Origin of the sequence: Kitasatospora sp. CB01950 (assembly GCF_001905465.1) — a bacterium.
Lineage (GTDB): Bacteria > Actinomycetota > Actinomycetes > Streptomycetales > Streptomycetaceae > Kitasatospora.
On sequence record NZ_LISX01000019.1, the window covers coordinates 82,621 to 106,097 of the forward strand.

The 23,477-nt window shown below is 68.3% G+C and carries 17 protein-coding genes and 1 pseudogene; 9 read left to right on the forward strand and 9 right to left on the reverse strand.

The features are described 5' to 3' along the window. Positions 1–116: 116 nt before the first annotated feature. From AMK19_RS31615 to AMK19_RS31625, 3 genes are all read right to left on the reverse strand, one after another. Positions 117–2,873, reverse strand: coding sequence for an ATP-binding protein (locus tag AMK19_RS31615; RefSeq protein ID WP_083647525.1), 2,757 nt, complete (start codon positions 2,871–2,873; stop codon positions 117–119). A 368-nt stretch (positions 2,874–3,241) separates the two neighbouring features. Beyond that, a complete protein-coding gene (locus AMK19_RS31620) occupies positions 3,242–4,642 on the reverse strand; it encodes a DEAD/DEAH box helicase (protein WP_073818529.1) in 1,401 nt (466 codons plus the stop codon). A 132-nt stretch (positions 4,643–4,774) separates the two neighbouring features. Beyond that, a complete protein-coding gene (locus AMK19_RS31625) occupies positions 4,775–4,978 on the reverse strand; it encodes a cold-shock protein (RefSeq protein ID WP_073818532.1) in 204 nt (67 codons plus the stop codon). Positions 4,979–5,423: 445 nt separating this feature from the next. Between AMK19_RS31625 and AMK19_RS31630 the strand changes: the two genes are divergently transcribed. Next, complete coding sequence (locus AMK19_RS31630) at positions 5,424–5,645, forward strand: hypothetical protein (protein ID WP_073818534.1); 222 nt, start codon at positions 5,424–5,426, stop codon at positions 5,643–5,645. Positions 5,646–6,102: 457 nt separating this feature from the next. Here the strand turns inward: AMK19_RS31630 and AMK19_RS31635 are convergent, their stop codons facing one another. Together AMK19_RS31635 and AMK19_RS31640 are read right to left on the reverse strand one after the other, a co-directional pair. Then, positions 6,103–6,753: a fasciclin domain-containing protein gene (locus AMK19_RS31635; protein WP_073818537.1), complete on the reverse strand. Its 651-nt coding sequence runs from the start codon at positions 6,751–6,753 to the stop codon at positions 6,103–6,105. 62 nt (positions 6,754–6,815) lie between these two features. Continuing rightward, positions 6,816–8,351, reverse strand: a complete 1,536-nt coding sequence (locus AMK19_RS31640; RefSeq protein WP_241844682.1) for a molybdopterin-dependent oxidoreductase — start codon at positions 8,349–8,351, stop codon at positions 6,816–6,818. A 447-nt stretch (positions 8,352–8,798) separates the two neighbouring features. Between AMK19_RS31640 and sigK the strand changes: the two genes are divergently transcribed. From sigK to AMK19_RS31655, 3 genes are all read left to right on the forward strand, one after another. Then, positions 8,799–9,383, forward strand: a complete 585-nt coding sequence (sigK, locus tag AMK19_RS31645; protein WP_073818540.1) for an ECF RNA polymerase sigma factor SigK — start codon at positions 8,799–8,801, stop codon at positions 9,381–9,383. Beyond that, a complete protein-coding gene (locus tag AMK19_RS31650; protein ID WP_073818543.1) occupies positions 9,380–10,123 on the forward strand; it encodes an anti-sigma factor in 744 nt (247 codons plus the stop codon). The genes sigK and AMK19_RS31650 overlap by 4 nt, the downstream gene beginning before the upstream one ends. A gap of 1,099 nt (positions 10,124–11,222) precedes the next feature. Continuing rightward, a complete protein-coding gene (locus AMK19_RS31655; protein ID WP_073818546.1) occupies positions 11,223–12,449 on the forward strand; it encodes a hypothetical protein in 1,227 nt (408 codons plus the stop codon). 10 nt (positions 12,450–12,459) lie between these two features. On the opposite strand, the pseudogene AMK19_RS31660 reads toward AMK19_RS31655, so the two are convergent. Continuing rightward, positions 12,460–12,660, reverse strand: a pseudogene (locus AMK19_RS31660) (GNAT family N-acetyltransferase); the annotation flags it as partial. A 191-nt stretch (positions 12,661–12,851) separates the two neighbouring features. Here AMK19_RS31660 and AMK19_RS31665 point away from each other — a divergent pair. Beyond that, positions 12,852–14,258 (forward strand): DNA phosphorothioation-associated putative methyltransferase, encoded by a 1,407-nt coding sequence (locus tag AMK19_RS31665; RefSeq protein WP_241844683.1) that lies wholly within the window; start codon positions 12,852–12,854, stop codon positions 14,256–14,258. Between the two features lie 19 nt (positions 14,259–14,277). On the opposite strand, the gene dndA is transcribed toward AMK19_RS31665, so the two are convergent. Then, on the reverse strand, positions 14,278–15,411 hold the full coding sequence (dndA, locus tag AMK19_RS31670) for a cysteine desulfurase DndA (RefSeq protein WP_073818552.1): 1,134 nt from the start codon (positions 15,409–15,411) through the stop codon (positions 14,278–14,280). Positions 15,412–15,511: 100 nt separating this feature from the next. Here dndA and dndB point away from each other — a divergent pair, with 100 nt between their 5' ends. The 4 genes from dndB to dndE are packed head-to-tail and all read left to right on the forward strand — an operon-like array spanning position 15,512 to position 20,507. After that, positions 15,512–16,645 (forward strand): DNA sulfur modification protein DndB, encoded by a 1,134-nt coding sequence (dndB, locus tag AMK19_RS31675; RefSeq protein WP_073818554.1) that lies wholly within the window; start codon positions 15,512–15,514, stop codon positions 16,643–16,645. Further along, complete coding sequence (dndC, locus tag AMK19_RS31680) at positions 16,642–18,132, forward strand: DNA phosphorothioation system sulfurtransferase DndC (protein WP_073818556.1); 1,491 nt, start codon at positions 16,642–16,644, stop codon at positions 18,130–18,132. Before dndB ends, dndC begins: the two co-directional genes overlap by 4 nt. Further along, complete coding sequence (gene dndD, locus AMK19_RS31685) at positions 18,119–20,137, forward strand: DNA sulfur modification protein DndD (RefSeq protein WP_073818558.1); 2,019 nt, start codon at positions 18,119–18,121, stop codon at positions 20,135–20,137. The genes dndC and dndD overlap by 14 nt, the downstream gene beginning before the upstream one ends. Beyond that, positions 20,127–20,507, forward strand: coding sequence for a DNA sulfur modification protein DndE (gene dndE, locus AMK19_RS31690; RefSeq protein WP_073818561.1), 381 nt, complete (start codon positions 20,127–20,129; stop codon positions 20,505–20,507). Before dndD ends, dndE begins: the two co-directional genes overlap by 11 nt. Before the next feature lie 44 nt (positions 20,508–20,551). Here the strand turns inward: dndE and AMK19_RS31695 are convergent, their stop codons facing one another. Both AMK19_RS31695 and AMK19_RS31700 read right to left on the reverse strand, forming a co-directional pair. Continuing rightward, positions 20,552–22,300, reverse strand: coding sequence for an ATP-binding protein (locus AMK19_RS31695; RefSeq protein ID WP_073818563.1), 1,749 nt, complete (start codon positions 22,298–22,300; stop codon positions 20,552–20,554). A 450-nt stretch (positions 22,301–22,750) separates the two neighbouring features. Beyond that, positions 22,751–23,284 (reverse strand): hypothetical protein, encoded by a 534-nt coding sequence (locus AMK19_RS31700; protein ID WP_073818566.1) that lies wholly within the window; start codon positions 23,282–23,284, stop codon positions 22,751–22,753. Positions 23,285–23,477: the final 193 nt, after the last annotated feature.

The window sequence follows — 23,477 nt, forward strand, 5'->3', positions numbered from 1 at the left end:
TGACGGACGGTTGACCGAAGCTTCCGAGGCCCTGTCGGGCGGCCCCTGCGCTCGACGTTCATCCTCTGCCGTCCGGCCGGCCCGTCCCATGTCGTCCGCCCTGCGCTCGCTTGGCGTTACGCCTGCTCCTGACCGTCCGTCAGCCACGTGAGCCGGTCCCGGGCTTCGACGGCCTCGGCCGCGCCGGCCGCCTCCAGGAGGGCGAGGCCCCGGCGGACGGCGTCCACGGCGGCGGGCCGCTCCGCCGGGGGCAGGCAGTGCCCGATGCCGAGCAGGGCGCGGGCCTCGTCGAGCGGGTTGTCGTTGCGGCGGGCGAGGTCGAGCGCGCGGCGGTACCGGGCGAGGGCCTCGGGCAGGTCGCCGGCGTCGGCGGCGAGCAGGCCGAGGCTGTTGAGCACCTCGGCCTGGGCCTGCGGGTCCCCGTCGGCCTCGAAGGTCTCCAGCACGCCGTGCAACAGGCCGGTCGCGGCGGCCCGGTCGCCGGCCGTGCGCAGCGCCAGCGCCAGGCCGTGCAGGGCGTTGGCCTCGCCGTGCGGGTTGCCGGAGGCCCGGAAGACCGCGGCGGCCTGCCGCTGGAGTTCGATCGCGGTGTCGGTCCGGCCGGTCGCCAGGTGCAGTTCGCCGAGTGCGCTGAGAGTACTGGCCTCGCCCTGCCGGGTGCCGAGTTCCCGGCAGCCGGCGAGCGCCAGGTCGAGCAGTTCCCGGGCCTGCGGGTGGGCGCCCTGGAGCAGCCGGATCCGGCCCAGCAGCCATGCCGTGTTGGCCTCGCTCTGCCGGTCGCCGAGCTCGCGGGTGATCGCCAGCGCCTGTTCCAGCAGGTCCGCACCGGCGGCGGCCCGCCCGCGCGCGTACCGGAGGTGGCCCAGGTCGCCCAGGGCGTGCGCCTCGCCGACCCGGTCGCCGAGCGCGCGGTACGCGGCCAGCGCGGCGTCCAGCAGTTCCTCCGCCGCGGCGTTCTCGCCGAGCAGACAGCGGGCCCGGCCGAGGTCCCAGAGGGTGTGCGCCTCGCCCTGCGGGTCGCCGAGTCGCCGGTAGCCGGCCAGCGCGTGGCCGGACAGCTCGACCGCGCGGGCCGGGTCGCCGCTCTGGTAGGCGAGCCGGCCGCGTTCCCAGGCCACCTGGGCCTCGCCGTGCGCGTCGCCGACTTCGCGGTACAACTGGTCGGCCCGGGCGAGCAGTTCGGCGGCCGCCTCGAAGCGGCCGGCCAGCCGGTGGGAGCGGCCGACCCGCCACAGCGCCTCCGCCCGGGCGAGCGGCCGGCCCTGGCCGGCGTCCGCCTCGGCGGCGGCCAGGTGCAGCGCGGCCTCCTCGGAGCGCGGGCCGTCCAGCTCCAGGATCGGGGCGAGCGCCGCGGTGAGGACGCTGCGGCGCAGCGGGTCGCTGCTGCGGGCCATCGCGGCCAGCAGGTTGTGCCGTTCGGCCCGCAGCCAGTCCCGGGCGCGCTCGGGGGAGTCCACGTCGGGGGCGGGCCGGGGCGCCGGGCCGGCCGGCGGCGGACGGTGGCCTCGGTAGCGGGCCAGCCGGTGGCCGGCCCGTTCGGCGGTGTCCTGGTAGTGGTCCAGCAGTCGGCGGGCGGCGATCTCCCTGCGGGCCGGCGGCTCCTCCTCGGCCAGGGTCCGCGACCAGGCCCGGACCAGGTCGTGCATCCGGTAGCGGCCCGGGGCCGGCTGGGCGAGCAGGTGGTGGCCGAGCAGCGACTCCAACAGCCGTTCCGCGTCCCGGCGTTCGGCGCCGAGCAGGTGCGCGGCGGCGCAGACCTCCAGGTCCTCGCCGGGGAGCACCCCGAGCAGGCGCAGCAGCCGCTGTTCCTCCGGCGGCAGGTCCCGGTACGAGGAGCGGAACAGGGCGGCCAGGTCGCGGTCCTCGTCGCGCAGCCGGGCGAGCCGGTGCCGTTCCTCGCGCAGTTCCTCCGCCAGGGCGGCGGCGGTCAGTCGCGGCCGGTGCCGCAGGCGCGCCCCGAGGATCCGCAGGGCCAGCGGCAACCGGCCGCCCAGCCGGGCCAGTTCGACGAAGTCGGCGGGCTCGCCGCGGTCCGCGGGGCCGGCCCCGGCGACCCGGCGCAGCAGGTCCACCGCGTCGTCCTCGGGGAGCACGTCCAGGGTCAGCAGGTGGGCGTCGTCCAACCCGACCAGCGGGCTGCGGCCGGTGACCAGCACCAGGCAGCCGGTGCTGCCGGGCAGCAGCGGCCGGACCTGGGCGGCGCTCGACGCGTTGTCCAGCAGGATCAGGGTCCGGGTGCCGGACAGCCGGGCCCGGAAGAGCGCGGCGCGGTCGGTGAGCCCGCTCGGAATCCGGTTCGCGGGCACGCCGAGCGACCGCAGCAGGGTCTCCAGCGCGTCCTCGGCGCCGAGCGGCTCCAGCCCGGCGGTGTGGCTGCGCAGGTCCAGGAACAGCTGCCCGTCCGGGAACCGCTCCCCGACCCGGTGCGCGGTGCGGACCGCCAGCGCGGTCTTGCCGACCCCGCCCATGCCGGTGATCACGCACAGCACCACCATGCCGGCCTCGGTGCCGTCCGGCGCCTGCCCGGCGACCTCGGCCAGGAACTCGCCCTCCGCCACCCGGCCGGTGAACAGGCGACTGTCGGCCGGGAGTTGACGCGGCCCGCGGACTGCCGCCGCAGTCGTCGCAGTCCCCGGAGGAGCGGGGGACGCAGGACGGTCGGTGGCCGCGTCGACCAACCGCTCGCGCCGGTCGGACGACAGCGCCAGCCCGTCCGCCAGCCGGGCCACCGAGGACAGCCGGGGCCGTCGTCGACCGGCCTCCAGCATGCTGATCGAGTGGACGGAGACGCCGGAACGGTCGGCCAGCTCCTCCTGGGTCCACCCGGCGCCCAGCCGCAGGTCGCGCAGCAACTCGCCGAACTCCACTGCCATTCCCCCGTCACCGAAGCGGCCGCACCGCCCCGGCCGGCCGGAACGGCAGCCGATCGTAACGGCATCCCCCCATCCGGCGGGTCACCGCACGACCACCGCAGGTGACAGCCCGACCGCCGTTCCCACCCGGGGCTTTCGTGCGCACGCGCGGGCCGCCGACGAGGAAGCGGTGAGCCAGCTGCCCACCACCGAACGCCCCGGCCTCCCGCTGCGGACTCACCGCCGCGGGCTCACCGCCGTCGGCTCACCGCCGCCAACGCGCCGGAGCCGGCCGCGCCCCCTTCCGGCGGCGGACCGGCTCCCACGCGAGCGACTCGCTCACGGTCCAGGTGTTCCGCGGGCCGGACGCCTCCGGGGTGTGGCCGCGTTCACCCGCCGTGCGGCCTCGGCGAGGTGCGACGCCCGCCGGTGGCGGGACGGCCGTACCGGTTCCGGCCGGTCGGCCGGTGGTGCCGGGGTCGGTCGACGACGGGGTCGGGGATCGAGACGGGCACGCCGGTGGGGACGCGGGCGCCGGTGATCCGGGTGAGTGCCACGTCGCCGGCCCGGACCTCGGTGGTGACGGGGGTGATGCCGGCCGTGGTCATCATCCGGGCCGTTCCCCGGCGCTGGTTGGGCAGGACCAGAGTGACGACGGTGCCGGACTCGCCGGCCCGGGCGGTGCGTCCGCCGCGGTGCAGGTAGTCCTTGTGGTCGGCGGGCGGGTCCAGGTTGACGACCAGGTCGAGGCCCTCGACGTGGATGCCCCGGGCGGCGACGTCGGTCGCGACGAGCGCGGCCACCTGCCCGCCGCGGAACTGCTCCAGGGTGCGGGTGCGCTGCGGCTGGGACTTTCCGCCGTGCAGGGCCGCGGCCTTCACGCCCTTCGCCAGCAGCGTCTCGACCAGGCGGTCCGCGCCGTCCTTGGTGTCGATGAACATGATCACCCGGCCGTCCCGAGCGGCGATGTGGGCGATCGCAGCGTCCTTGTCACCCTTCCGCACGTGCAGCACGTGGTGCTCCATGGTGCTGACCACTCCCGCGGACGGGTCCACCGCATGGGTGACCGGGTCCTTCAGGAAGCGCTGCACCAGGCGGTCGACGTTGCGGTCCAGGGTGGCGGAGAACAGCAGGGTCTGGCCGCCCTCGGCGACCTGCTCCAGGAGGCCGGTGACCGCCGGAAGGAAGCCCATGTCGGCCATCTGGTCGGCCTCGTCGAGAACGGTGACGTCGACCGCGTCCAACCGGCAGAGCCGGCGTTCGATCAGGTCCGCGAGCCGGCCGGGCGTGGCCACCACGATCTCCGCCCCGCGGTTCAGCGTCTGCGCCTGACGGCGGACCGGCACCCCGCCGACCGCAGTGGCCAGCCGCAGCTGCAGCGCCTGGGCGTACGGGGTGAGGGCCTCGGTGACCTGCTGGGCGAGCTCGCGGGTGGGCACCAGGACCAGCGCCAGCGGGCACCGCGGCTCGGCCTGCCGCCCCGCGATGCGCGCCACCACGGCGAGACCGAACGCCAGGGTCTTGCCGGAGCCGGTGCGGCCCCGCCCCAGCACGTCGCGGCCGGCCAGCGAGTTCGGCAGCGTCGCGGCCTGGATCGGGAACGGGGCGGCGACGCCCCTCCGGGCCAGTACCTGAAGCAGTCGCTCCGGCAGATCCAGTTCGTCGAACGAGTCGACGGCCGGCAGCGCCGGCACCGCGTTCACCGGTACGGCGAACTCCCGCCCGGCGCCACCGACCGGTGCGGACCGGGAGCCGGTATGCAGATGCGACAGACGGGCGGAGCGGTTCATGCGGAGGCCTTCCTCGGGGCGGCCCCGGAACACTCACGGGACGGGCGATGACATGCCGAGGGGCCCGCACCGGGCGTAATGCACGCGGTACGGGCCCCTCGCCGCCGGGCGAGTGCCGCGGCGGTAAAAGAACTACAGCGGGCGAATGTTCTCGGCCTGCGGGCCCTTCTGGCCCTGCGTGACGTCGAACTCGACCTTCTGGCCCTCAAGCAGCTCACGGAAGCCGCCGGCGTTGATGTTCGAGTAGTGGGCGAACACGTCCGGGCCGCCACCCTCCTGCTCGATGAAGCCGAAGCCCTTTTCCGAGTTGAACCACTTCACGGTGCCATTAGCCATGTAAAAAATCTCCTTCAGGGGGCTTTCCGGCGTCCACACGATGCGGATGCCGAGTCACCGTGATGGGAGCCCGCCCGGAGAAGATCCGGAAAAACAAAATGCGCCCGCAATACGTGAGCAGGCGCACACAAAGTTCATGGGAACCATTACTGCAACTACCTCGACTGTAGCAGCCTCGGGGTCGTAACGGGCGGAAATTCTCACCCCGATTTTTCGCCGGCGGCACCCCCGGCACCGTCGACCTGCACCGCCTGCCTGATCAACTCGGCTTCGGCTCCAGCGAGTTGACCGCCCTCCGAAGCGCCATCCGGGCCTCTTCTCGCGCCCCGCTCCCGTGTCCGAACCACGGAACGTGCCGCTCGACACACCCGGCATTTCGGACCGACCCGAATTCGGTCGGCCCGGGGAGCCCCAACTCCGTTCCCCGAAGCGCATACTGGCCTGGATGAAAAAATCTGAAGCAGTCCGCCGGCACCTGCCCACCAGCCCCTTCAAAGCCAGGGCCGCAGCACCCCGCAAGCACTTCGCCGTCGGCGACCGCGTCACCCACGACGCCTACGGCCTCGGCCGGGTCATCAGTGCCGAGGGCGACACCGCGGTTCTGGTCGACTTCGGACCACGACAGGAGCGCATCGTCGAGCCCTACACCGGCATGTACCACCTCTGACCAGCACCGCTATCGCGGTGCAGCTGGAGCGGTCAGGACTGATCGAGTCCTCGACCGCTCTTCGTGCTGCCCCAACGCCGCGCGCCTGACCGGGTGCTGCGCACCGCCCTCTCGGCGGCGGAAGACACGGGCCCCTGACGGCATGTCGGCGGCTCCGCTCACGCACGCACCCTTCCGAAACGCAGCAGCGCCCGAGCCGGAGAACCAGCCGGGTGCTGCGCCGCGCGCCGGCGGGGGTCTCCCCGCTCCGTTCCGTGTGGGCCGCCAGGGGCTCGAACCCTGAACCTACAGATCAACCCGTTCTTCCTCGGCCTGCGGGTCTTCGATCTGCCGCACGGCGGCAATCTCTTCCGAGATCGGCCAGAACGGCCGACCGCTGCTCGCGGGTCCCAGCCGTGACCCGTGAACAGCACAAGGGCCCCGGCCGGAAGCGGTCGAGGCCCTCGTACTGCGGGGGTCAGGAGGTCGGCATCAGGACGGTGTCGACGATGTAGACGGTGGCGTTGGCGGTCTGCACGTTGCCGCACAGCACCTTGGAGCTGCCGTTGCCGGTGAAGTCCGGCTCGGAACCGGTGACGGTGAGATCGCCGCCCTCCAGGGTCTTGTGGGTGCCGGCCAGCGCGTTCGGGGCCAGGCGATCGGGGGCGACGTGGTAGGTGAGCACCTTGGTGAGCTTGGCCTTGTCGGCGAGCAGTGCTTCCAGGTCGGCCTTCGGGATCTTGGCGAAGGCGTCGTTGGTGGGCGCGAACACCGTGATGTTCTGCGCCGAGTTGAGGGTGTCGACCAGCCCGGCCTGCTTGACCGCCGCCACCAGGGTGGACAGCAGCGGGTTGTTGGAGGCGGCGGTGGCGACCGGGTCCTTCGCCATTCCGGTGAACGAACCGGCGCCGTCCTTCGGCACGGCGGCGCAGGCGGTGCCGAACGGCTGGTCGACCATCGCCGCGGTGGAGGCGGTGCTGCCGGACATCGCCGCGGAGGACGAAGCGGCGGAGGATGCGGCGGACGAGGAGCTGGAGCCGCCGCTGCTGCACGCGCCCAGGGTCAGGGCCAGTGCGCCGACGGCGAGCAGGGCGGTGAGGGTACGGCGGTTGCGGGTGTTCGCGGACATGGCGGATCTCTCCTCGGTACTCGGGTGAAGTGGTGCTGCTGAACGGGTGGTTGACGGTCTGTTCAGGTGACGATGACGACGGTGCTGTGCCAGCCCGTCGCCCCGGCGGGGAAGGGCGCGGCGCGCCGCTCGGGCTGCACGGCGCCGGTCGCGTCGGTGGCGCGCACCTCGATCCGGTGGGTGTCCGGGGTCGCGCCCGTCCAGAGGTACGACCACTGGCGCCAAAGGTCGGGTCCGGCGTCGGCGGCCAACTCGGCCTGTCGCCACGGCCCGCCGTCGACGCGGACCTCGACGGCGGCGATGCCGCGGTGGGTGGCCCAGGCCGTCCCCGCGACATCGACGTCCCCGGCCGGGACCTTCGCGAACGGGGCGGGGACCTCGATCCTGGATGCGGTGCGGACGGTGCCGGTGCGGTCCCAGCCGCGCCGCACCCAGTACGGATCGAAGGCGGCGAAGGTGGTGACCTCCAGGTCCACCAGCCACTTGGTGGCGGAGGTGTAGCCGTAGAAGCCGGGCACCACACTGCGGCAGGGGAAGCCGTGTGCGAGCGGCAGCGCCTCGCCGTTCATGGCGACGGCGAGCAGGGCGCGGCGGCCGTCGAGGACGGACTCCAGCGGGGTGCCGATGGTCATGCCGTCCTGGGAGCGTCCCACCAGCTGGTCCGCCCCGGAGCGGACCCCGGCGCGGCGCAGCAGCGCGGGCAGCGCGGCGCCGAGCCAGCGGGTGGTGCCGACGTAGGGGCCGCCGACCTCGTTGGAGACGCAGGACAGCGTGTGGTCGAGCTCTTCGAGCGGCTCGCGCAGCAGGTCGTCGAAGGTGAGAAGTTGCGGGCGGTCGACCAGGCCGTGGATGCGCAGTGTCCAGTCCCGGGGGTCGATCCTGGGCAGGGTGAGCGCGGTGTCGACCCGGTAGAAGTCGGCGTTCGGCGTGGTGAACGGGGACAGGCCCGGAACGTTCGGGTGGACGGCGGCGGGCAGCGGCGGCTGCTGCTCGGGCGGTGCGGGGAGGCGGACAGCGGCGCGGGCGGCGCTGACGTCGTACCGGCAGTCGGTCAGGACCCGGCCGCCGATCCCGGCCAGGGCGCCCGCCGTGAGGGTCGCGGCGGTGGCGGTCAGCACCGTCCGGCGGCCTGTCACCTCCGTTGCTTCCGGCAGGCTCACCGGTCCTGGGAGCTGCCCGGAGGCCGCCCCTGGCAGCCGGTGCCACAGCCGGGCCAGGACCAGCACGGCGACCGAGCCGACCAGCCCGGCGACCAGCGACGGGACGCAGTCCGCCGCCGCCGCGCCGGGACGGGACAGTGCGGCCCAGGCGCCGAGTCCGCCGAACGCCCCGAAGACCGCCGGCCCGGCGAGCGGGCGGCACACCGCCAGCAGCCCGGCCAGCGCGGCGAGCAGGGCCATCGTCAGGTAGATCCCGCCCAGCAGCACCGGCTTGTCGTGGGTGCCGAAGGTGCGGACCGCGTACTCCTTCAGCGGCGTCGGCGTCAGGTCGATCGCCGCCGACCCCACCGCGACCACCGGTGCGGTACCGGCACCGGTGGCACACGCGACCAGCTCGCCCGCGCCGAGCGCCGCCACCGCCGACGCCAACCCGATCACGGCCGCACCGGCCGCACCGGCCGCCCGCCGCAGCCCGCGGGCCGAACAGCGGGACCGTACGGCGCCAGGAGTCGTTTGGTTGCTCACACCCCCGCTTCGGGAGCTGGACGGGCCCGGATTGGTCGGGCTTTCCGACTCGCCCGATCGAGTGACACCATGCACCACCGATCACACGCGTCCGAAGGCCGCCCGAAGTCGCCGGCGTCGCCCCGGCTCCGGCCGCCCGTTCTCCTTCGGTCGTCCCGGCGGTGAGAACCCTGCGGAAGCGGTGGCGTCCCCGCTCACAAGGCCACCAATCCGTGCACCACGCGGTGTCGAACGGCAAGTACGAGCAGATACCGGTTACCTGCCACACGAGCCGCCGAACGCGGCCGTTCAACGGAAGGCACCCATGTCACCCACCCCTTCGGCCGCAGTCCCCGCCCGGTGCCCCGGAACCGCTCCGTGGTGAGCACGGTCGTCCGTCTCCCCGATCCCGGCCGTCCCGGGCCCGACCTCCAGGAACTGATCGGCCGGATCGCCATCGGCGACCAGGACGCCTTCTCCCGCCTGTACGACGCGGTGGCCGGGCCCGTACTCGGGCTGGTGCGGCGAGTGCTGCGCGATCCCGCGCAGTCCGAGGAGGTCGCCCAGGAGGTACTGCTGGAGGTGTGGCGCACCGCCCCCCGCTACCGACCGGAGAACGGGAACGTCATGCCGTGGGTGATGACCATCGCCCACCACCGCGCCGTCGACCGCGTCCGGGCCGCCCAAGCCGCGGCCGACCGCGACCGACGCGCCGCGGCCGCCACCCACACGACGGCCTTCGACGAGGTCGCCGAACAGGTCGAGGGCCGCCTGGAGCGCGAGCAGGTCCGCCGCTGTCTGAAGACTCTGACCGAACTCCAGCGGGAGTCCGTCACCCTGGCCTACTACCGGGGCTACACCTACCCGCAGGTCGCCGAGGTCCTGGGCGCCCCGCTCGGCACCGTGAAGACCCGCATGCGCGACGCCCTGATCCGCATGCGCGACTGCCTGGGAGTGGGCACATGAACGCCACCGCCGACCTGCACACCCTCACCGGCGCCTACGCCGCCCACGCCCTGGACGACGCCGAGCGCACCGCCTTCGAAGGCCACCTGGCGCACTGCCCCTCCTGCGCGCAGGAGGTCGCCGAGTTCGCCGCCACCCTCGCCAGACTCGGCACCGCCGAAGCCGTCCCTCCTCCGCCTCGGCTCAAGGCCCGGGTCATGGCGGCGCTGCCCACCGCCCGGCAGGACACTCCGCGGGTCACCCCCGCGTCCGGTCCCCGCCCGGGTGGCCGGCTCACCCGGCGTTGGCAGGGATTTGCCCTGGCCACCTGCCTCGCCGTCGCCGTCGGCACGGGCGCGGTCGCCGTCCAACAGCACCGGGAGACCGCGCGGGCCAGAACGGAAGCGGCGGAGGCACGGCGCCAACAGACCACCCTCACAACCCTGCTCACCGCTCCGGACGCCCGCCTCGCCACCGGTCCCGTGAGCGGCGGCGGAACCGGCACCACGGTGTGGTCGCCCGCTCTCGGCCGAGCCGGGTTCTGGGCCTCCGGGCTGCCCGCCCTCCCCGGCGACCGCGTCTACCAACTCTGGTTCGACGACGCGGGCACCATGCGCCCCGCCGGACTGCTCCCCTCCGACAGCGCCATGGTCCTGGCCGGCCCCGTCAACGCGGCCTCCGGAGTCGGCATCACCGAGGAACCGGCAGGCGGCTCCCCGCACCCCACCGGCTCCCCCCTGCTCGTCCTGCCCTTGACTTGACGCACCGTCGCCACGCCCCGGACGCTCGCACGACCGACACCTACGCCCGAACTGCCCTTCGCGCAAGCCAAGCCCGCCGTCGCCCTGGTGCCCCTGGCGCGCTCGCCGAAGGACGCCCCGTCCGCCTCCGCACTCGGCCCTGTCCAGCAGCCCGCTCACCCACATGCCCCAGGAATGCAGCAGCACCCCAACCACTCGGTCGGGGTGCTGCGCTGCAAGCCAGAGGCGGTGTGACCGCCACGTTCCAGGTGGGCCGCCAGGGGCTCGAACCCTGAACCTACGGATTAAAAGTATGATCTAGCGTCAATTTTCTTGTGCTGCAAGGGTCAAGCTCGATCCAGCGTGATCCACGTTTCCGCAGTTCGGCACCGATCTCGGCCCTCCCGTCGGCCACGGCCGTCCACCTGCGCCCACCCTCGGGTCAGGCGGGCTTATCCCCGCTCCATCCCCGCACTATCCCCGCTTCATCCCCGCTCCGGCCCTGCAGAGCGCATCCGCCGCAACGTCGCTGCCCGTGACCAGCGGCGATGCAACGCGAAGAACTCAGAGCCATCGGATCTTCCAACAACAGGGGCGAGGTTTCCCTCTTCCCTATTCGACTCGCCAGCTACGTACGCCATGATCCGCTTCGGGCGGCGGTTTCGAGCTCCGGGGTGTTCTCGTCGAGGTCCGTGGTGGCCGTGTCGCCAGGGCTATAAGGTAGCGCTCGCCGTCGAACTCCTCACCGACCACCGTATGTTCGATGCCCTCATCGCGGAGGGCCTTCGCTGGGGCGATGGAGAGATCTGGCCGGCCGACGCGATCATCTGGTGCACAGCGGCCCGCCCTCGGCCACCTCGCCCCGATCACCGTGCGCGGCCGAGCACCCACATCTCCATGGCTGACACCCGCGCCGTCGCCGACCCGCGCATCCACCTACTCAGCTACGGCGACCGGACCGGCCCCGCCTCCGACACCCTCATCGGTGTCAGCCGCACCGCCTGCACCGCCGTCGCCGAGATTGGCTGCTGGGCTCCGTCCGATGCCAGGGTAGGCACCTCGTTCCGTCGCCCCCATCCGGGGCGCCGCATTGTCGGCGGGCTGCGTCACACTGGCGGGCATGACCCGACCCGGACTGCTGTTCAACGACGGCGACCTCGCCGAGGTGCTTCACCGGAGGATCACCCAGATCAGGGGTGCCGTCGAAGCCTGGGACGAGGACCGTCTCCTCTCGATATCCGATGCCGACATCGTCGATGCCTTGCGGGAGCGGTTTCTCGCGGAAGCTCCGACCCTGCAGCGGGACGGCACGGTCTCGGAGGGGATGCGCGAGGAGACCTTCACCGTGCGGGAGTTCGGCGAGGATGCGATGATCCGGCAGAACGTCTTCACGATCGCCATCCCGTTCACCGGGGAGCGCATCCTCTTCTCGCTCTGCCCCAGCACCCGCAGCTTCAGTCCTCCGGCCGGCGAGGTGGGCGCGTCAGAGTTGAAGCTCTCCTGGCGGGGCCAGGGCCGCGATCACCAGAAGATCAAGCAGTCACTCGACCGGCAGACCGCAGTGGTAGAGGGCTGGCTGGAGTGGGCTCGCACACAGATCGGACAGCACAACCTCGCGGTGGAGACCACGCTCGCGAATGCCGTGCGCAACCGGAAGGCGGCGATCCTCGCCAACCGGGGGGTGGAGGAGTTCCTCGGCTTCCCGATTCGCAGGCGGCCGGACGCCGCGACGTACGCGGTCCCCGTCACCCGTCGGCGGATCGACACCGCTGCGCGGGCAGACACATCCGCTGCCGCGCCGTTCCGGCCGGAGCCCGCGCTCGCCGACGCGAGCTACGAGGATGCCATTCGGGTCCTGCTGAGCTCCCGCAACCAGTTGGAGCGGTCCCCATCGCTCACGTCGACGATGAACGAAGAGACAATCCGTGACCTGCTGCTGGTCAACCTGAACAGTCAGTTCATGGGCAAGGCCGCGGGTGAAGTGTTCAACGCAAGCGGTAAGACTGACATCCTCATCCGGGAAGAGGACCGTCACGTCTTCATCGGCGAGTGCAAGTTCTGGAAGGGCCCGAAGACCATCACCAGTGCGCTGGACCAGCTTCTGAGCTATCTGGTGTGGCGCGACACGAAGGCCGCGCTGTTGCTGTTCATCCGGACAGGCACACCGACGGACATCATCCCCAAGGCGCTCGACATGATCCGACAGCATCCGAACTTCAAACGCGAGGGCATAGATGGAGGGGAGATCGGCGAGCGGTACGACTTCGTCCTCTCCTCCAAGAACGACCCCGCCCGGGAGATCCGGCTCGCCTTCCTGCCCTTCGCCCTGCTGGCCGCCGGCAGCTGAGCTGGCCGGCTCACACCACGCGGCCGCTGCGGCACTCAATCAGCACGACGTCCCGCCAGGCATCGTGGTGGCGGCCAATGCGCTCGCAGGTGCCGATCACGCAACACCCGGCTCGCGTGTGGACAGCGAGGCTGGCGGTGTTCTCGGGGAAGACGCCGGACTGAATCATCCAGATCCCGGCCGCCTCGGTCGAGGCGATCAGCGCCTCAAGCCCACTTTTCGGACCGCCGAGGTGCTGAGCTAACCGAAGTGCCCGCACTCTTACCACGAAGGTCGCGAAGAAGGTTGAGTGAGTCGAGTGGCTCGGCGAAGAACAGGGCGGATGAGCCACACTGTGGCCAGCGGCAGACCGGATGCTCGGGGTGTGATCACGTGGTTCGAGACTGGAGTAGCGACCGCAGGTTGACGGCAATCAGCCGAAGCGGCCTGTCAGTTCCCGCCCGACAGGCTGTACTCGACCTGCAGATCCTGCCGGGTGGGGCGGTCCTCGACTACGGGTGCGGCCGCGGGGAGGACGTCCGTGTCCTGCAGGGCATGGGGTGCGACGCAGTCGGCTGGGATCCCTTCTACCAGCCTGACGTACTCGTGGCACCTGCCTCGGTCGTGCTCCTCACGTACGTCCTGAACGTCATCGAAGACCCGGCCGAGCGTCGTCAAACTCTCCAGCGCGCCTGGGACCTGGCAGGCACGGTTCTGATCGTGTCCGCGCGCCTTACCTGGGAGAGATCGAAAGTCAACGGCGAGGAGTTCAACGACGGGCTGCTGACCCGACGTAACACCTTCCAGCACCTCTACAGGGCAGCAGAGTTGCGGACCTACGTGGAGGGCGTCACTGGAGTCCGAGCAGTATCGGCGTCTCCAGGGATCATCTACGCGTTCAAGGACGACAGCGCGAGGCTCGGCCACCTCGCACGCCGCATCATCACGGACGACCAGTGGCTGGCCTCGACCGACACCACCTCAGCAGTCGCGGCAATCGTCGACCACGTGGAGCGCCGCGGACGGCCGCCGCGTCTGGAGGAACTGCCTCTAGCCACCGCACAGTTGCTGGGGAATGTCCGCCCTGTGGAGATCAACCGGCTCGTACGCCAGTCTGCGGACCCAGCTAAGGTCGAAGAAGGAGGCAAGCGCAGCACTCTCAACACCTTGCTGTTCCTGGCTGTTGAACTGTTCAACGGACGCGGACCGTTCGCCAGCCTCCCGCTGACCGTCCAGTTGGACATCCGGGCATTCTTCACCTCGTACAAGGAAGCGTGCCAACGCGCCGACCGCCTGTTGCTCAAGTTGCGAGACGACACCTACATCCGAGGGGCGATGAACGCCTCGTCCGTCGGCAAGCTCACGCCCACCGCACTGTATGTCCACCGGCGCGCCATGGACCGAATGCCGACCGTACTGCGGTTGTACGAGCACTGCGCGTCAATCGCCGCTGGCCGGCCGCAGGCGTGGACCCTGGCCAAGCTGTTCCACCAAGGCCGTGCAGTCAGCTGGCTGGACTACCCCGAGTTCGACAGCGATCCCCATCCGCGGCTGCTTACGTCCTACCAAGTCGACCTCGGAACGTTCGAGGCCTCTCACCACTCCTACGGTGAGCGCGGCAACCGGCCCCTGCTGCACCGCAAGCACGAGTTCCTGCACCCAGACGACGCTGACGCAGCTAAGTACCGGCGCCTGACCGAAGCCGAGGTGCGGGCGGGCTTGTACGCGCGCCCGCACCTGATCGGCACCGAGAACGGCTGGGAACGCGAGCTGGCACGGTGCGGACACGAACTGCGCGGACACCGCCTGATCCGTCGGCAGGCAGCCTGATGGAAGCCATCGACCTCGTCTACGGCTGCAACCACACGACCGCCTCAGCGATCTCCTTTGGGTCCAAGTCCTCAACCTGCGACGGAAACCACGACAGTCGCAGCCCGTTGTGCGCCTGCTCCTCCGGCAATCCCATCGCGGTGAGCACATGGCTCGGCGTGTAGGAGGCACTCGTGCACGCAGAACCCGTCGCGACGGCCGCCACGTGCTTCAGCCGGACGATCAGGGCTTCTGCGTCCACCCCGTCGAACGACACGTTGAGGATGTGCGGCACTCCCTGCTCGACGTCGCCGTTTACGCGGAAACGAGTAGCGGAGAGGGCTTCCAGCAACCGCTCGCGGAACTCAAGACTCCCTGCGAGCCAGGACGCATGCTCTGCGCGGAAGATCTCCTCCGCCTTAGCCAGGCCCATGATCAGGGGCACTGGCAGAGTCCCAGGCCGCAGCTTGCGTTCCTGGCCACCACCGAACATCAGCGGCTGCAGCGGCACCTTGTTCCAGCCGCGCCGGCGCGTCAGGAGGGCACCGATGCCTTTCGGCGCACCGATCTTGTGGCCACTAATGCTGATCATGTCGATCGGCGCCGCCAGGTCCTCCGGCAGCTTGCCGAAGCCCTGCGCTGCGTCCACGTGCAGGTACGTCGGTGTCTGGCTCAGCAGATGGGCGAGTTCAGCTACGGGCTGGATGACCCCGGTCTCGTTGTTCACGTGCATGAGCGAGACGAGCAGGGTGTCGGGGCGCAGCCGCTCGCGTACCGCTTCCACGCTCACTCGCCCGTTGGAGTCCGGGCTGAGGAAGTCGACGTCGAAGCCCCGGGTCTTGAGGTGCTCAAGGGGCTCGATGACGGCCTTGTGCTCGATCGCGGAGCTGATGATGTGAAGCCGGCCAGTCCGCTCCCCGTGGGGGGCGAGCCCGAGCAGGGCGATGTTGTTGCTCTCGGTGGCGCCACTCGTGAAGATCAGCTCTTCCGGGCTGGCTGCCATCTGGGATGCGAGCTGCTCGCGCGCCTGCTGGACGGCCTTCTTCGCGCGCGCGCCGAACTCATGGGTGCGGCTTCCGGCGTTGCCGAAATCCTCCGTCATCCAGTGCATGACCACATCAGCCACACGCGGGTCAACCCGAGTGGTCGCCGCAACGTCCAGGTAGTTCACCACTGCCACCCTTCGCACCCCAACTCTAGGACCCTGCCAGACACTAAGCTCAAGACACGTACCCGCGTGAAATCATAGACGTACCTGGGCTAAGGTAACGCACGTGGGATCACGTACCTCGTCCAAGACGAAGCACCCAACGACATCGACCGGCTTCGAGTACACGTTCCCGGCCATCCGCGGGATCCAGGCCGGCCGGGAGTTCTACGTATCGATGTGCCCGCTGCGCCTAATCCCGAAGATGTTCATGTTCGACGAGGAGGGCTTGCCACCGGAGGTGCGCGCCCAGCGCGTCCTCAACAAGGGCCGCCTACCCGCGCTGACCCGGTACCTCCTCGACAACCCTGGCGACTACGTGTTCAGCGCGCTGACCGCGTCAATCGACGGCGACCTGCGCTTCAGCGGCGTCAGCGACGAAGGCGCCGGCATGAGGATCGGCCAGATTCACATTCCGATGGATGCACGGTTCCTTATCAACGACGGTCAGCACCGGCGCGCCGCGATTGAGGTCGCGCTCCAAGAGAACCCCGACCTCGGCGACGAGACGATCGCAGTGGTGTTCTTCCATGACACCGGGCTCGCACGGTGCCAGCAGATGTTCGCGGACCTGAACCGCCACGCAGTGCGCCCGTCCCGCTCAATCGGCGTGCTCTATGACCATCGAGACGACCTGGCGCAGCTCACCAAGCTACTCGCACTCAAGTCACCCGTGTTCAAGGGGTGCGTCGAGATGGAGCAGAGCACCCTGTCTAGCCGGTCACGGCGCCTGTTCACGCTGAGTGCGATCTACTCCGGGACACAGGCCCTTCTGCAGGGCCTGGAGGTCAACAAGACGGAAGCCTCCGACCTCGCGCAGGCATACTGGGAGGCTGTCGACCAGACCATCCCCGAGTGGGAGCTGGTACGGGACCGATCGCTGTGTGCCCCCGACGTGCGGCGCGACTTTCTCCACTCGCACAGCCTTGCGCTCCACGCGCTGGGCCGCGTGGGCAACTCGCTCCTGCGGGAGTCGACTGCCCCAGCCCGGTGGCAGCCAACTGTGAGCCGCCTCATGGACGTGGACTGGGGTCGGTCGAATGCCGATTGGAGCGGTCGCGCGATCTTGGGCGGCCGGGTGTCTAAGAGCCACCAGAACCTTGCCTTGACAACCAACTACCTGCGTCTGCGCCTCGGTCTGCCACTCTCCCCCGAAGAGCAGCAGACCGAAGAGGCGTTCAGCCGCCGAGGAGACGCATGAGCACCCCGACGCGTACTGCACCGTTCCAGGGCAGGAAACTCGCGGAGGTCGTCAGTGAACTCACCGACGAGATCCGCGAGTTGTATGTCGCGGACGAGGTGCCATGGGTCGTCGGCTATAGCGGCGGCAAGGACTCCACCGCGATCCTGCAGCTCGTGTGGCTCGCCCTGAAGGGGCTGCCAGCGGCACAACGGACCAAGCCCGTCCACGTGATCAGTACGGACACCCTGGTCGAGAACCCGATCGTAGCCAGTTGGGTCACGCAGTCCCTCGAGACCATGAGCGACGCTGCAACCAAGCAAGATCTCCCGATCCAGCCCCATCGACTCACTCCCGTCGTAAAGGACACCTTCTGGGTCAACCTGATCGGCCGCGGCTACCCCGCGCCCCGACCGAAGTTCCGCTGGTGTACGGAACGACTCAAGATCCGCCCCTCGAACAAGTTCATCCGCAACGTCGTCAAGCGACACGGTGAAGCGATCCTCGTCCTCGGCATCCGCAAGGCCGAGAGCCAGGCCCGTGCGAAGGCCATGGCCAAGCACGAGAAGCGCCGGGTCCGCGACCGGTTGTCTCCCAACGGCAACCTGCCGAACTCGCTGGTCTACAGCCCTGTCGAGGACTGGACCAACGACGAAGTGTGGATGTTCCTGATGCAGCAGGCCAACCCCTGGGGGCATAACAACAAGGATCTGCTCACCATGTACCAAGGAGCCTCAAGCGACGGCGAATGCCCCTTGGTCGTGGACAACACAACGCCCTCTTGTGGCGATAGCCGGTTCGGTTGCTGGACTTGCACGCTGGTCGAGCAGGACAAGTCCATGTCGGCAATGATCTCGAATGACGACGAGAAGCTGTGGATGCAGCCCCTTCTTGAGCTCCGCAACAGGCTGGACGTGCCCGACGACAAGCCACTGCGCGACTTTCGCCGGATGAACGGCCAGGTCCAGCTCTTCGGCGATCGGGTCATCCACGGCCCCTACACCCAGGAAGCCCGAGCGGATTGGCTTAAGCAACTCCTGGAGGCTCAGAACCACGTCCGGACGAACGCGCCGGCACACGTACAGAACATCGAGCTCATCACGATGGAGGAGCTGCACGAGATCCGGCGCATCTGGGTCTTCGACAAGCACGAGGTCGAGGACATTCTCCCCGGGCTGTACGAGGGGATCACAGGAGAGAAGTTCCCGGGACGCCCCGTGGACGCGCACCTTGCCCTGGAAGCCGACAACATGGCCATCCTGAAGCAGGTGTGCGATGGCGATGAGCTCCACTACTCCACTCTTCGAGAACTCCTGGCCGTTGAGCGAAACTATCGCAAAATGGGTCGCCGGGCCGGGCTCTACGACAACCTTTCGAAGGCAATCAAGAAGGGATACTACAAGGACGCACAGGACGCCCTTGAGTTCCAACTTGAAAACCTAGGGATCGAACCTTCCACAGGAAACTCCACGGACGCGAGCGAGAAGACCACCAATGCACCTGCGTAAGATCACCCTCCGGGACTTTGGCGCTTACCGCGGAGAGCAGTCACTGACCCTCGCGACCAAGAAAGACAAGCCGATCATTTTGATCGGCGGCTTGAATGGGTGCGGAAAAACCACACTGCTGGAAGCCGTTCAACTTGCACTCTACGGCCCGCGTTCCCAGTCAACCCGAGGCTCTTACCATAAGTACCTCAGGGACAGCATCAACCGTTCCGCCGACCCTAGCACTGGTGCCTCCGTCACGGTCGAATTCTCTATCATCGTCGACAGCGAAGAGCGGATCTACAAGGTAGAGAGGAGCTGGCGAATCGAAGATGGCAAGGTTCGCGAGTTCCTTCAGGTCTACCTCAATGGCAGCAAGAATCCGAACGGAATGTTCAGCCAAGGCTGGACTGACCATGTCGAGGAGATTCTACCGCTGGATGTTGCATCCCTTTTCTTCTTTGATGGCGAGAAGATTGAGGCCCTGGCTGACCCTCAGCGCTCAGCCGACGTCATCAAGTCCGCTGTCCAGTCGCTGCTCGGCGTCGATCTAGTCGAACAATTGCGGACCGACCTGCGAGTCGTTCAGCGCCGGGCAGAGGAAGAGCGAAACTCCGACAGGAAAGCCTCGGACGTTGTCGACGGCATCGAGGCCGAGCTGCAATCCGCAGAGCAGAGAGTCGACTCTGCCAAACAGGACATTGCTTCGCTGAAGCCCAGGCTCGAAAGGGCCATGAACAAACTGAGCGATGCTCAGAAGCGGTTTCAGAAAGAGGGTGGCGCCGTCTTCGAGCGACACGCCGAGCTCACCGCTCAGAGCAAGCAACTCCAGAAGCAGCTCCAAGACGTTGAGCAGGACCTACGAACGACCATCGCAGCCGGCCCGCTTCCGCTTCTGCTCGTGAGGGATGCGCTCTCCACTGTCCGCGAGCACGCCCAGCGCGAGCACGCAGCAACGCAGGCAACCGAGGTCCTGGATGCTCTGGAGAAGCGAGACCAGTGGCTGGTCGAATTGTTGGAGAAGGCAGTGCCGGCGGCCGCCGCTTCGGACATCGCGCGCGAGTTGGAGTCAGATCGCGACCGCCGGAACCAGGACGCCCGGATCCCGCGACAGCTCAACCTCCCCCACGACATGCTCGTCCAGCTGAGCTCACTCGACCAGAACCTGGCCGGGAGCTGGACAGCAGCAAGGAACCTCGTGAAGCGGGCCAACTCCTTGTCTGCTGAGCGCGACACTGTCGATGAGCTCCTTGCGAGCGCCACCTCCGGAAAGAGGGACCGCGGAGCCGCCGCTACTGCCATCACGGAGTTGATGGAGAGTCGCGACGACGCATTGCTGGAGGTCGGATCGCTCGAAGCTCTCGTCGCGAAGGCGGAAGAGGCTCAAGCGGAGGCAACAGCTCGACGCGCTGAACTTCAGATCATGCGTGACCGTGCGAAGAGGGACAGCGCCAAGAAGGAGCGCACCTCGAATGAGTTGCAGCGCCTTGAGGACTATACGGAGCGGGCACGGGACACGCTGGCGAGGTACGCAGCGGGGCTCATCGCAGAGAGCATTAACAAGCTTGAAACAGCCGTCCTTGCGAGTCTCCGTCAGCTCATGCGAAAGTCCGGCCTCATCCGTGACCTGAGTATCGACACAGACAAGTACACGCTGAACCTCATCGGCCACGATGGTGAGCCCCTGGACCGCGCTCGACTCAGTGCGGGAGAACGCCAGCTCCTTGCCGTTTCCCTTCTGTGGGGAGTGGCTCGTGTCGCCGGCAACGAGCTGCCGAGCGTGATCGATACGCCGCTCGGACGTCTCGACAGCTACCATCGCGAGCATCTGGTTGAGCGATACTTCCCGCACGCCAACGACCAGGTCCTTCTGCTGTCAACGGACGAAGAGATCGACGAGCAGTTGTACAACCGCCTCAAGAAGTCGATTGCTCACACCTACACCCTTGTCCATGACGACGCTGCACTCACGACCACGGTCCACAAGGGCTACTTCTGGACGACCGGAGTTCCGAATGTCGCTTGATCACATCAAACTGTCACAGACAGGCAAGGACCAGCTGGTCCGTCTCAAGCGCGTGACGGGAATCAAGCATTGGAATGTCCTGTGCCGTTGGGCCTTGATGTTCTCGCTTCAGGACACATCGACACCGCTGGTCCGGGAGATCATCACGGACTCCAACGTCACAATGGACTGGAAGACGTTCGCCGGCAGTGAGTACGGCGATGTCTACCTCGCACTGGTCAAGGCACGCTGTCTTCAGGACGGCGAAGAGCCCACCGACGAGGCTGTCTCTCGCACCTTGACGATCCATCTCCACCGTGGCATCGGATACCTGGCGGGACGCCAGGACCTTGATAGCGTGCACGATCTGATCATGACCGTAGCTGCGTGAGACGAAGCTGGCGGGCCCCAGACGGGGTCCGCCAGCCTATTGGCTCAGTCGAGAACGCCCTTCACCTTGAAGAGCAGCCTGTCGGTCAGGTTGCCCCACCACTGCCGAAGATCTCCGTAGTGCTCCGCCGGCTCAGGATGCTGGGCTTCGGCACGGGCGTAGGCAACCAGGAGGAGCGTGATCGCTTCGGCGGCCCTTCGTGCGGTGGACGCGGCCTGCTGAGAGGTGACTGTGGTCGGGTCCTGCTGCGCCAGGGTTCGCAGCGGGGCATACATCTCCTTGTAGAAGCGGTGCCGCGAGTTGAGGCGGATCAGCGACTGCCCGTTCACGTGGGTGATCTCGAAGAGGTTGGTGCCAGGGAAGTCGACCGTCTCGATGACGAACGGCATCTCCTTCGTCTTCTTCACGTATGCGGCGCGCTCTTCCTCACTTCGCTTGCCAGCGTCTCGGGCCAGTTCGCCCAGGAGATCGAGCTGCTGCTCTTCCGAGATGATCTCCTTCACCCGGCTCTTCGGCAGTGATCGGTCCGCCTCCGTGAGCGCCCGGTTGATGAGCGCGTGTTCGCCCGATTCCTTGGCTTCCTCGCGGGCCATCTGTCCCCAGATGATCTGCAGCTCTGCACGGGCATTGGGGATCCAGCGCTCTGCCAGGTTGCGGAGTGTCCTCCGAAGCTCGTCTGAGGGTTCGGCACCCCGCTTGACGTTGCGCACCCCCATCATGCGGTCCAGCTTCGGATCGAAGTGAACCTCGAACCCGATGTACCGGTCGGGTGTCTTGATCCCGCCCGGGAACAACTTCGGCACCACCGTGTAGCTGATCTCCCGGTTGAGACGCATGAAGCTGATCATGCCTTCGTTGTCGGGGATCCTCAGGTTCTTCGCCAGGGCGTCGCCGCCAACGCCGCTACGGCGGACGACCTCCCTCGGCGCCAACGTGATCACCACACGCACCTTGTGGTCTGTTCCTTCGACGGGCACCCAGTCATTGAAGAAGATGTGCCCAGGGAAGTGATCGTCTGCGAGACCGGGGTCACGGGCAACACCCTGCGCCCGAGCTGCCTCCCGGGTGAGGACGTGATCAGCCCAGGAGCCAGCCCGAAGGAACGTAGGATCGTGCGGGAACAGCCGGACAGTGTCGACCTCGATCTTGATACCGCCATAGAGGAACTCACGGAACATTCGGGAGAGTTCCTTCTGTAGCTCAAGCCGAAGGGCGTCGGGGGCACTCTGGCCGCGACCGTTCGATGCTCGGTCGATCTTGGACCACATCAGCAGGGTGCCGGTGCCTTCGGGGAAATAGGGCTCCAGATGGGCGGGAAGCGGCTCGTCGTCCGGAGGATAGATACCGATCTGCTCACCGCGGCGTTCCGCGCTACGTGCTTCCTGGAGGTCGAAGACCACGTGCCGAATTCGGCCGCTGCCAGCGACCCGGGACCACGCCTCAAGGCGTTCTCCCACGCTCAGGCCAGCCAGCTTGGCCCCGATACCGAACTTGCCGATGGTCTTCTCCGACATGAATCGGGTGGAGTACCCGAGCTGCAGGTAGTGCTGCAGGATGTCGTCGTCCATGCCGATGCCGTCGTCGATGACGATCACTCGGTCGATGGCCTTCTTACGGCCCTTGGTGGTCTCTTCCAAGAGGATCTGGACCGAGTTTGCTTTCGCCTCAATGCTGTTGTCCACAACCTCACCGATCGCAGTCGACAAGGTGTAGCCGGACTCGCGGAGGCTGGTGAGCGCCTGGCCGCTGAGCATGACCGGGATGACATTGGGCGTCTGGTTCGTGTCAGTCATTTGGTGCCTCCTGGTAGTTCGGCTAGATCGTGTTTCAGAGCGTGTTGCCAGGCCGCTGTGTCATCTGGGCAGAACGCACACTGGTAGTCGGCGTTAGCTGGCGTTGCCGGGTGTATCTGGTTAGAGATCGAGAGTCGCTCGCCACGCAACTTGTGGTACCAGTACGACTCGCACCAGTACGCACCTCGCGGTGTGCGAGCGGGGGTCCAGGCGAAGTGCGTTGCGGTTCCCAACAATGGGTGGCGGATGAGGCGGGTCCGTAGACAGGAGTCGGATCGGCCGATGTAGATCGGAGCAGGTTGAGCTGGTGTGGCATCGAGTAGCAAGTACGCACCGAGCACACCGGCAGGCAGCAGTTGGCGCAGGACAGTTGCTGTGAAGCGATATGCGAGGCGCTGTTCGCCATCCCCCCACAGAGTCCCGTGGACAGCGAGCTCCACGGCTATGCGATCACTTGGCGACCACCAGGAGGTGACGCGCATGTCCTCGGATGCTCTTCCAGGCTCGTTCGACCGTAGCGGTCGATACGCCTGCGCCGGCAGCGGTCTCGGCAACAGTCCGTCCGCCAAGCAACCCCGACCAGCAGATCAGGCCGTGCCGACCAAGCCTGCCCGCATAGGACTCAAGCTCCCGAAGGGTCTCGCTCACCAGAGCGCGTTCTTCTGGGGTGTCGTGCGAGACCAGCTCAACGGTCTCGGTACCATCCACCTGGAGCTGGTAGGTCCGCCGCCGACGGGCATCGGGCAAAGGGAGTACTGCAGCCGACTCCCGAGCGACCATCTCCGCTCGATCGCGGGTTCGCTTGGCGTCACGGAGCACGTTGCGCAACAGGAACTTGGGACAGTCGGCCGTGCGGCGCTCGCCGAGCGTCAGGCTGAGCGCGGTGTCGAGGACCTCCAGGCGCTGAACATCCTGGGATCCCCGGTGGTGCATATCGTACAGGCGGCGAAGCACGCTCTGGCGTGCCTCGTTGAGCTTAGGCATCTACTGCCCTTCCGGTACCTGACGGCCGTGCGTCAGATCCTCTTCGGTTGTAGCCTGCTGTCCCTTTGGCCGGCGTCGCCATGTGGTCGACCCCGACATCAGCAGGTGACTCCAGAAAACGAAGCGCAACTCGGTGCTCGTTGCTCGTGGTGCGGGTGCACCCCGGCGAGGAGTGGCTGTACGTCACCAAGGG

What these genes read in the sequence shown, in the direction of transcription:
- AMK19_RS31650 (WP_073818543.1), top strand. Translation starts at nt 9,380, where the DNA reads ATGAACGCCACCGCCGACCTGCACACCCTCACCGGCGCCTACGCCGCC.
- AMK19_RS31700 (WP_073818566.1), bottom strand. Translation starts at nt 23,284, where the DNA reads ATGCCTAAGCTCAACGAGGCACGCCAGAGCGTGCTTCGCCGCCTGTAC.
- AMK19_RS31655 (WP_073818546.1), top strand. Translation starts at nt 11,223, where the DNA reads ATGACCCGACCCGGACTGCTGTTCAACGACGGCGACCTCGCCGAGGTG.
- AMK19_RS31695 (WP_073818563.1), bottom strand. Translation starts at nt 22,300, where the DNA reads ATGACTGACACGAACCAGACGCCCAATGTCATCCCGGTCATGCTCAGC.
- AMK19_RS31620 (WP_073818529.1), bottom strand. Translation starts at nt 4,642, where the DNA reads ATGAACCGCTCCGCCCGTCTGTCGCATCTGCATACCGGCTCCCGGTCC.
- AMK19_RS31625 (WP_073818532.1), bottom strand. Translation starts at nt 4,978, where the DNA reads ATGGCTAATGGCACCGTGAAGTGGTTCAACTCGGAAAAGGGCTTCGGC.
- dndD (WP_073818558.1), top strand. Translation starts at nt 18,119, where the DNA reads ATGCACCTGCGTAAGATCACCCTCCGGGACTTTGGCGCTTACCGCGGA.
- dndE (WP_073818561.1), top strand. Translation starts at nt 20,127, where the DNA reads ATGTCGCTTGATCACATCAAACTGTCACAGACAGGCAAGGACCAGCTG.
- dndC (WP_073818556.1), top strand. Translation starts at nt 16,642, where the DNA reads ATGAGCACCCCGACGCGTACTGCACCGTTCCAGGGCAGGAAACTCGCG.
- AMK19_RS31615 (WP_083647525.1), bottom strand. Translation starts at nt 2,873, where the DNA reads ATGGCAGTGGAGTTCGGCGAGTTGCTGCGCGACCTGCGGCTGGGCGCC.
- AMK19_RS31635 (WP_073818537.1), bottom strand. Translation starts at nt 6,753, where the DNA reads ATGTCCGCGAACACCCGCAACCGCCGTACCCTCACCGCCCTGCTCGCC.
- AMK19_RS31630 (WP_073818534.1), top strand. Translation starts at nt 5,424, where the DNA reads ATGAAAAAATCTGAAGCAGTCCGCCGGCACCTGCCCACCAGCCCCTTC.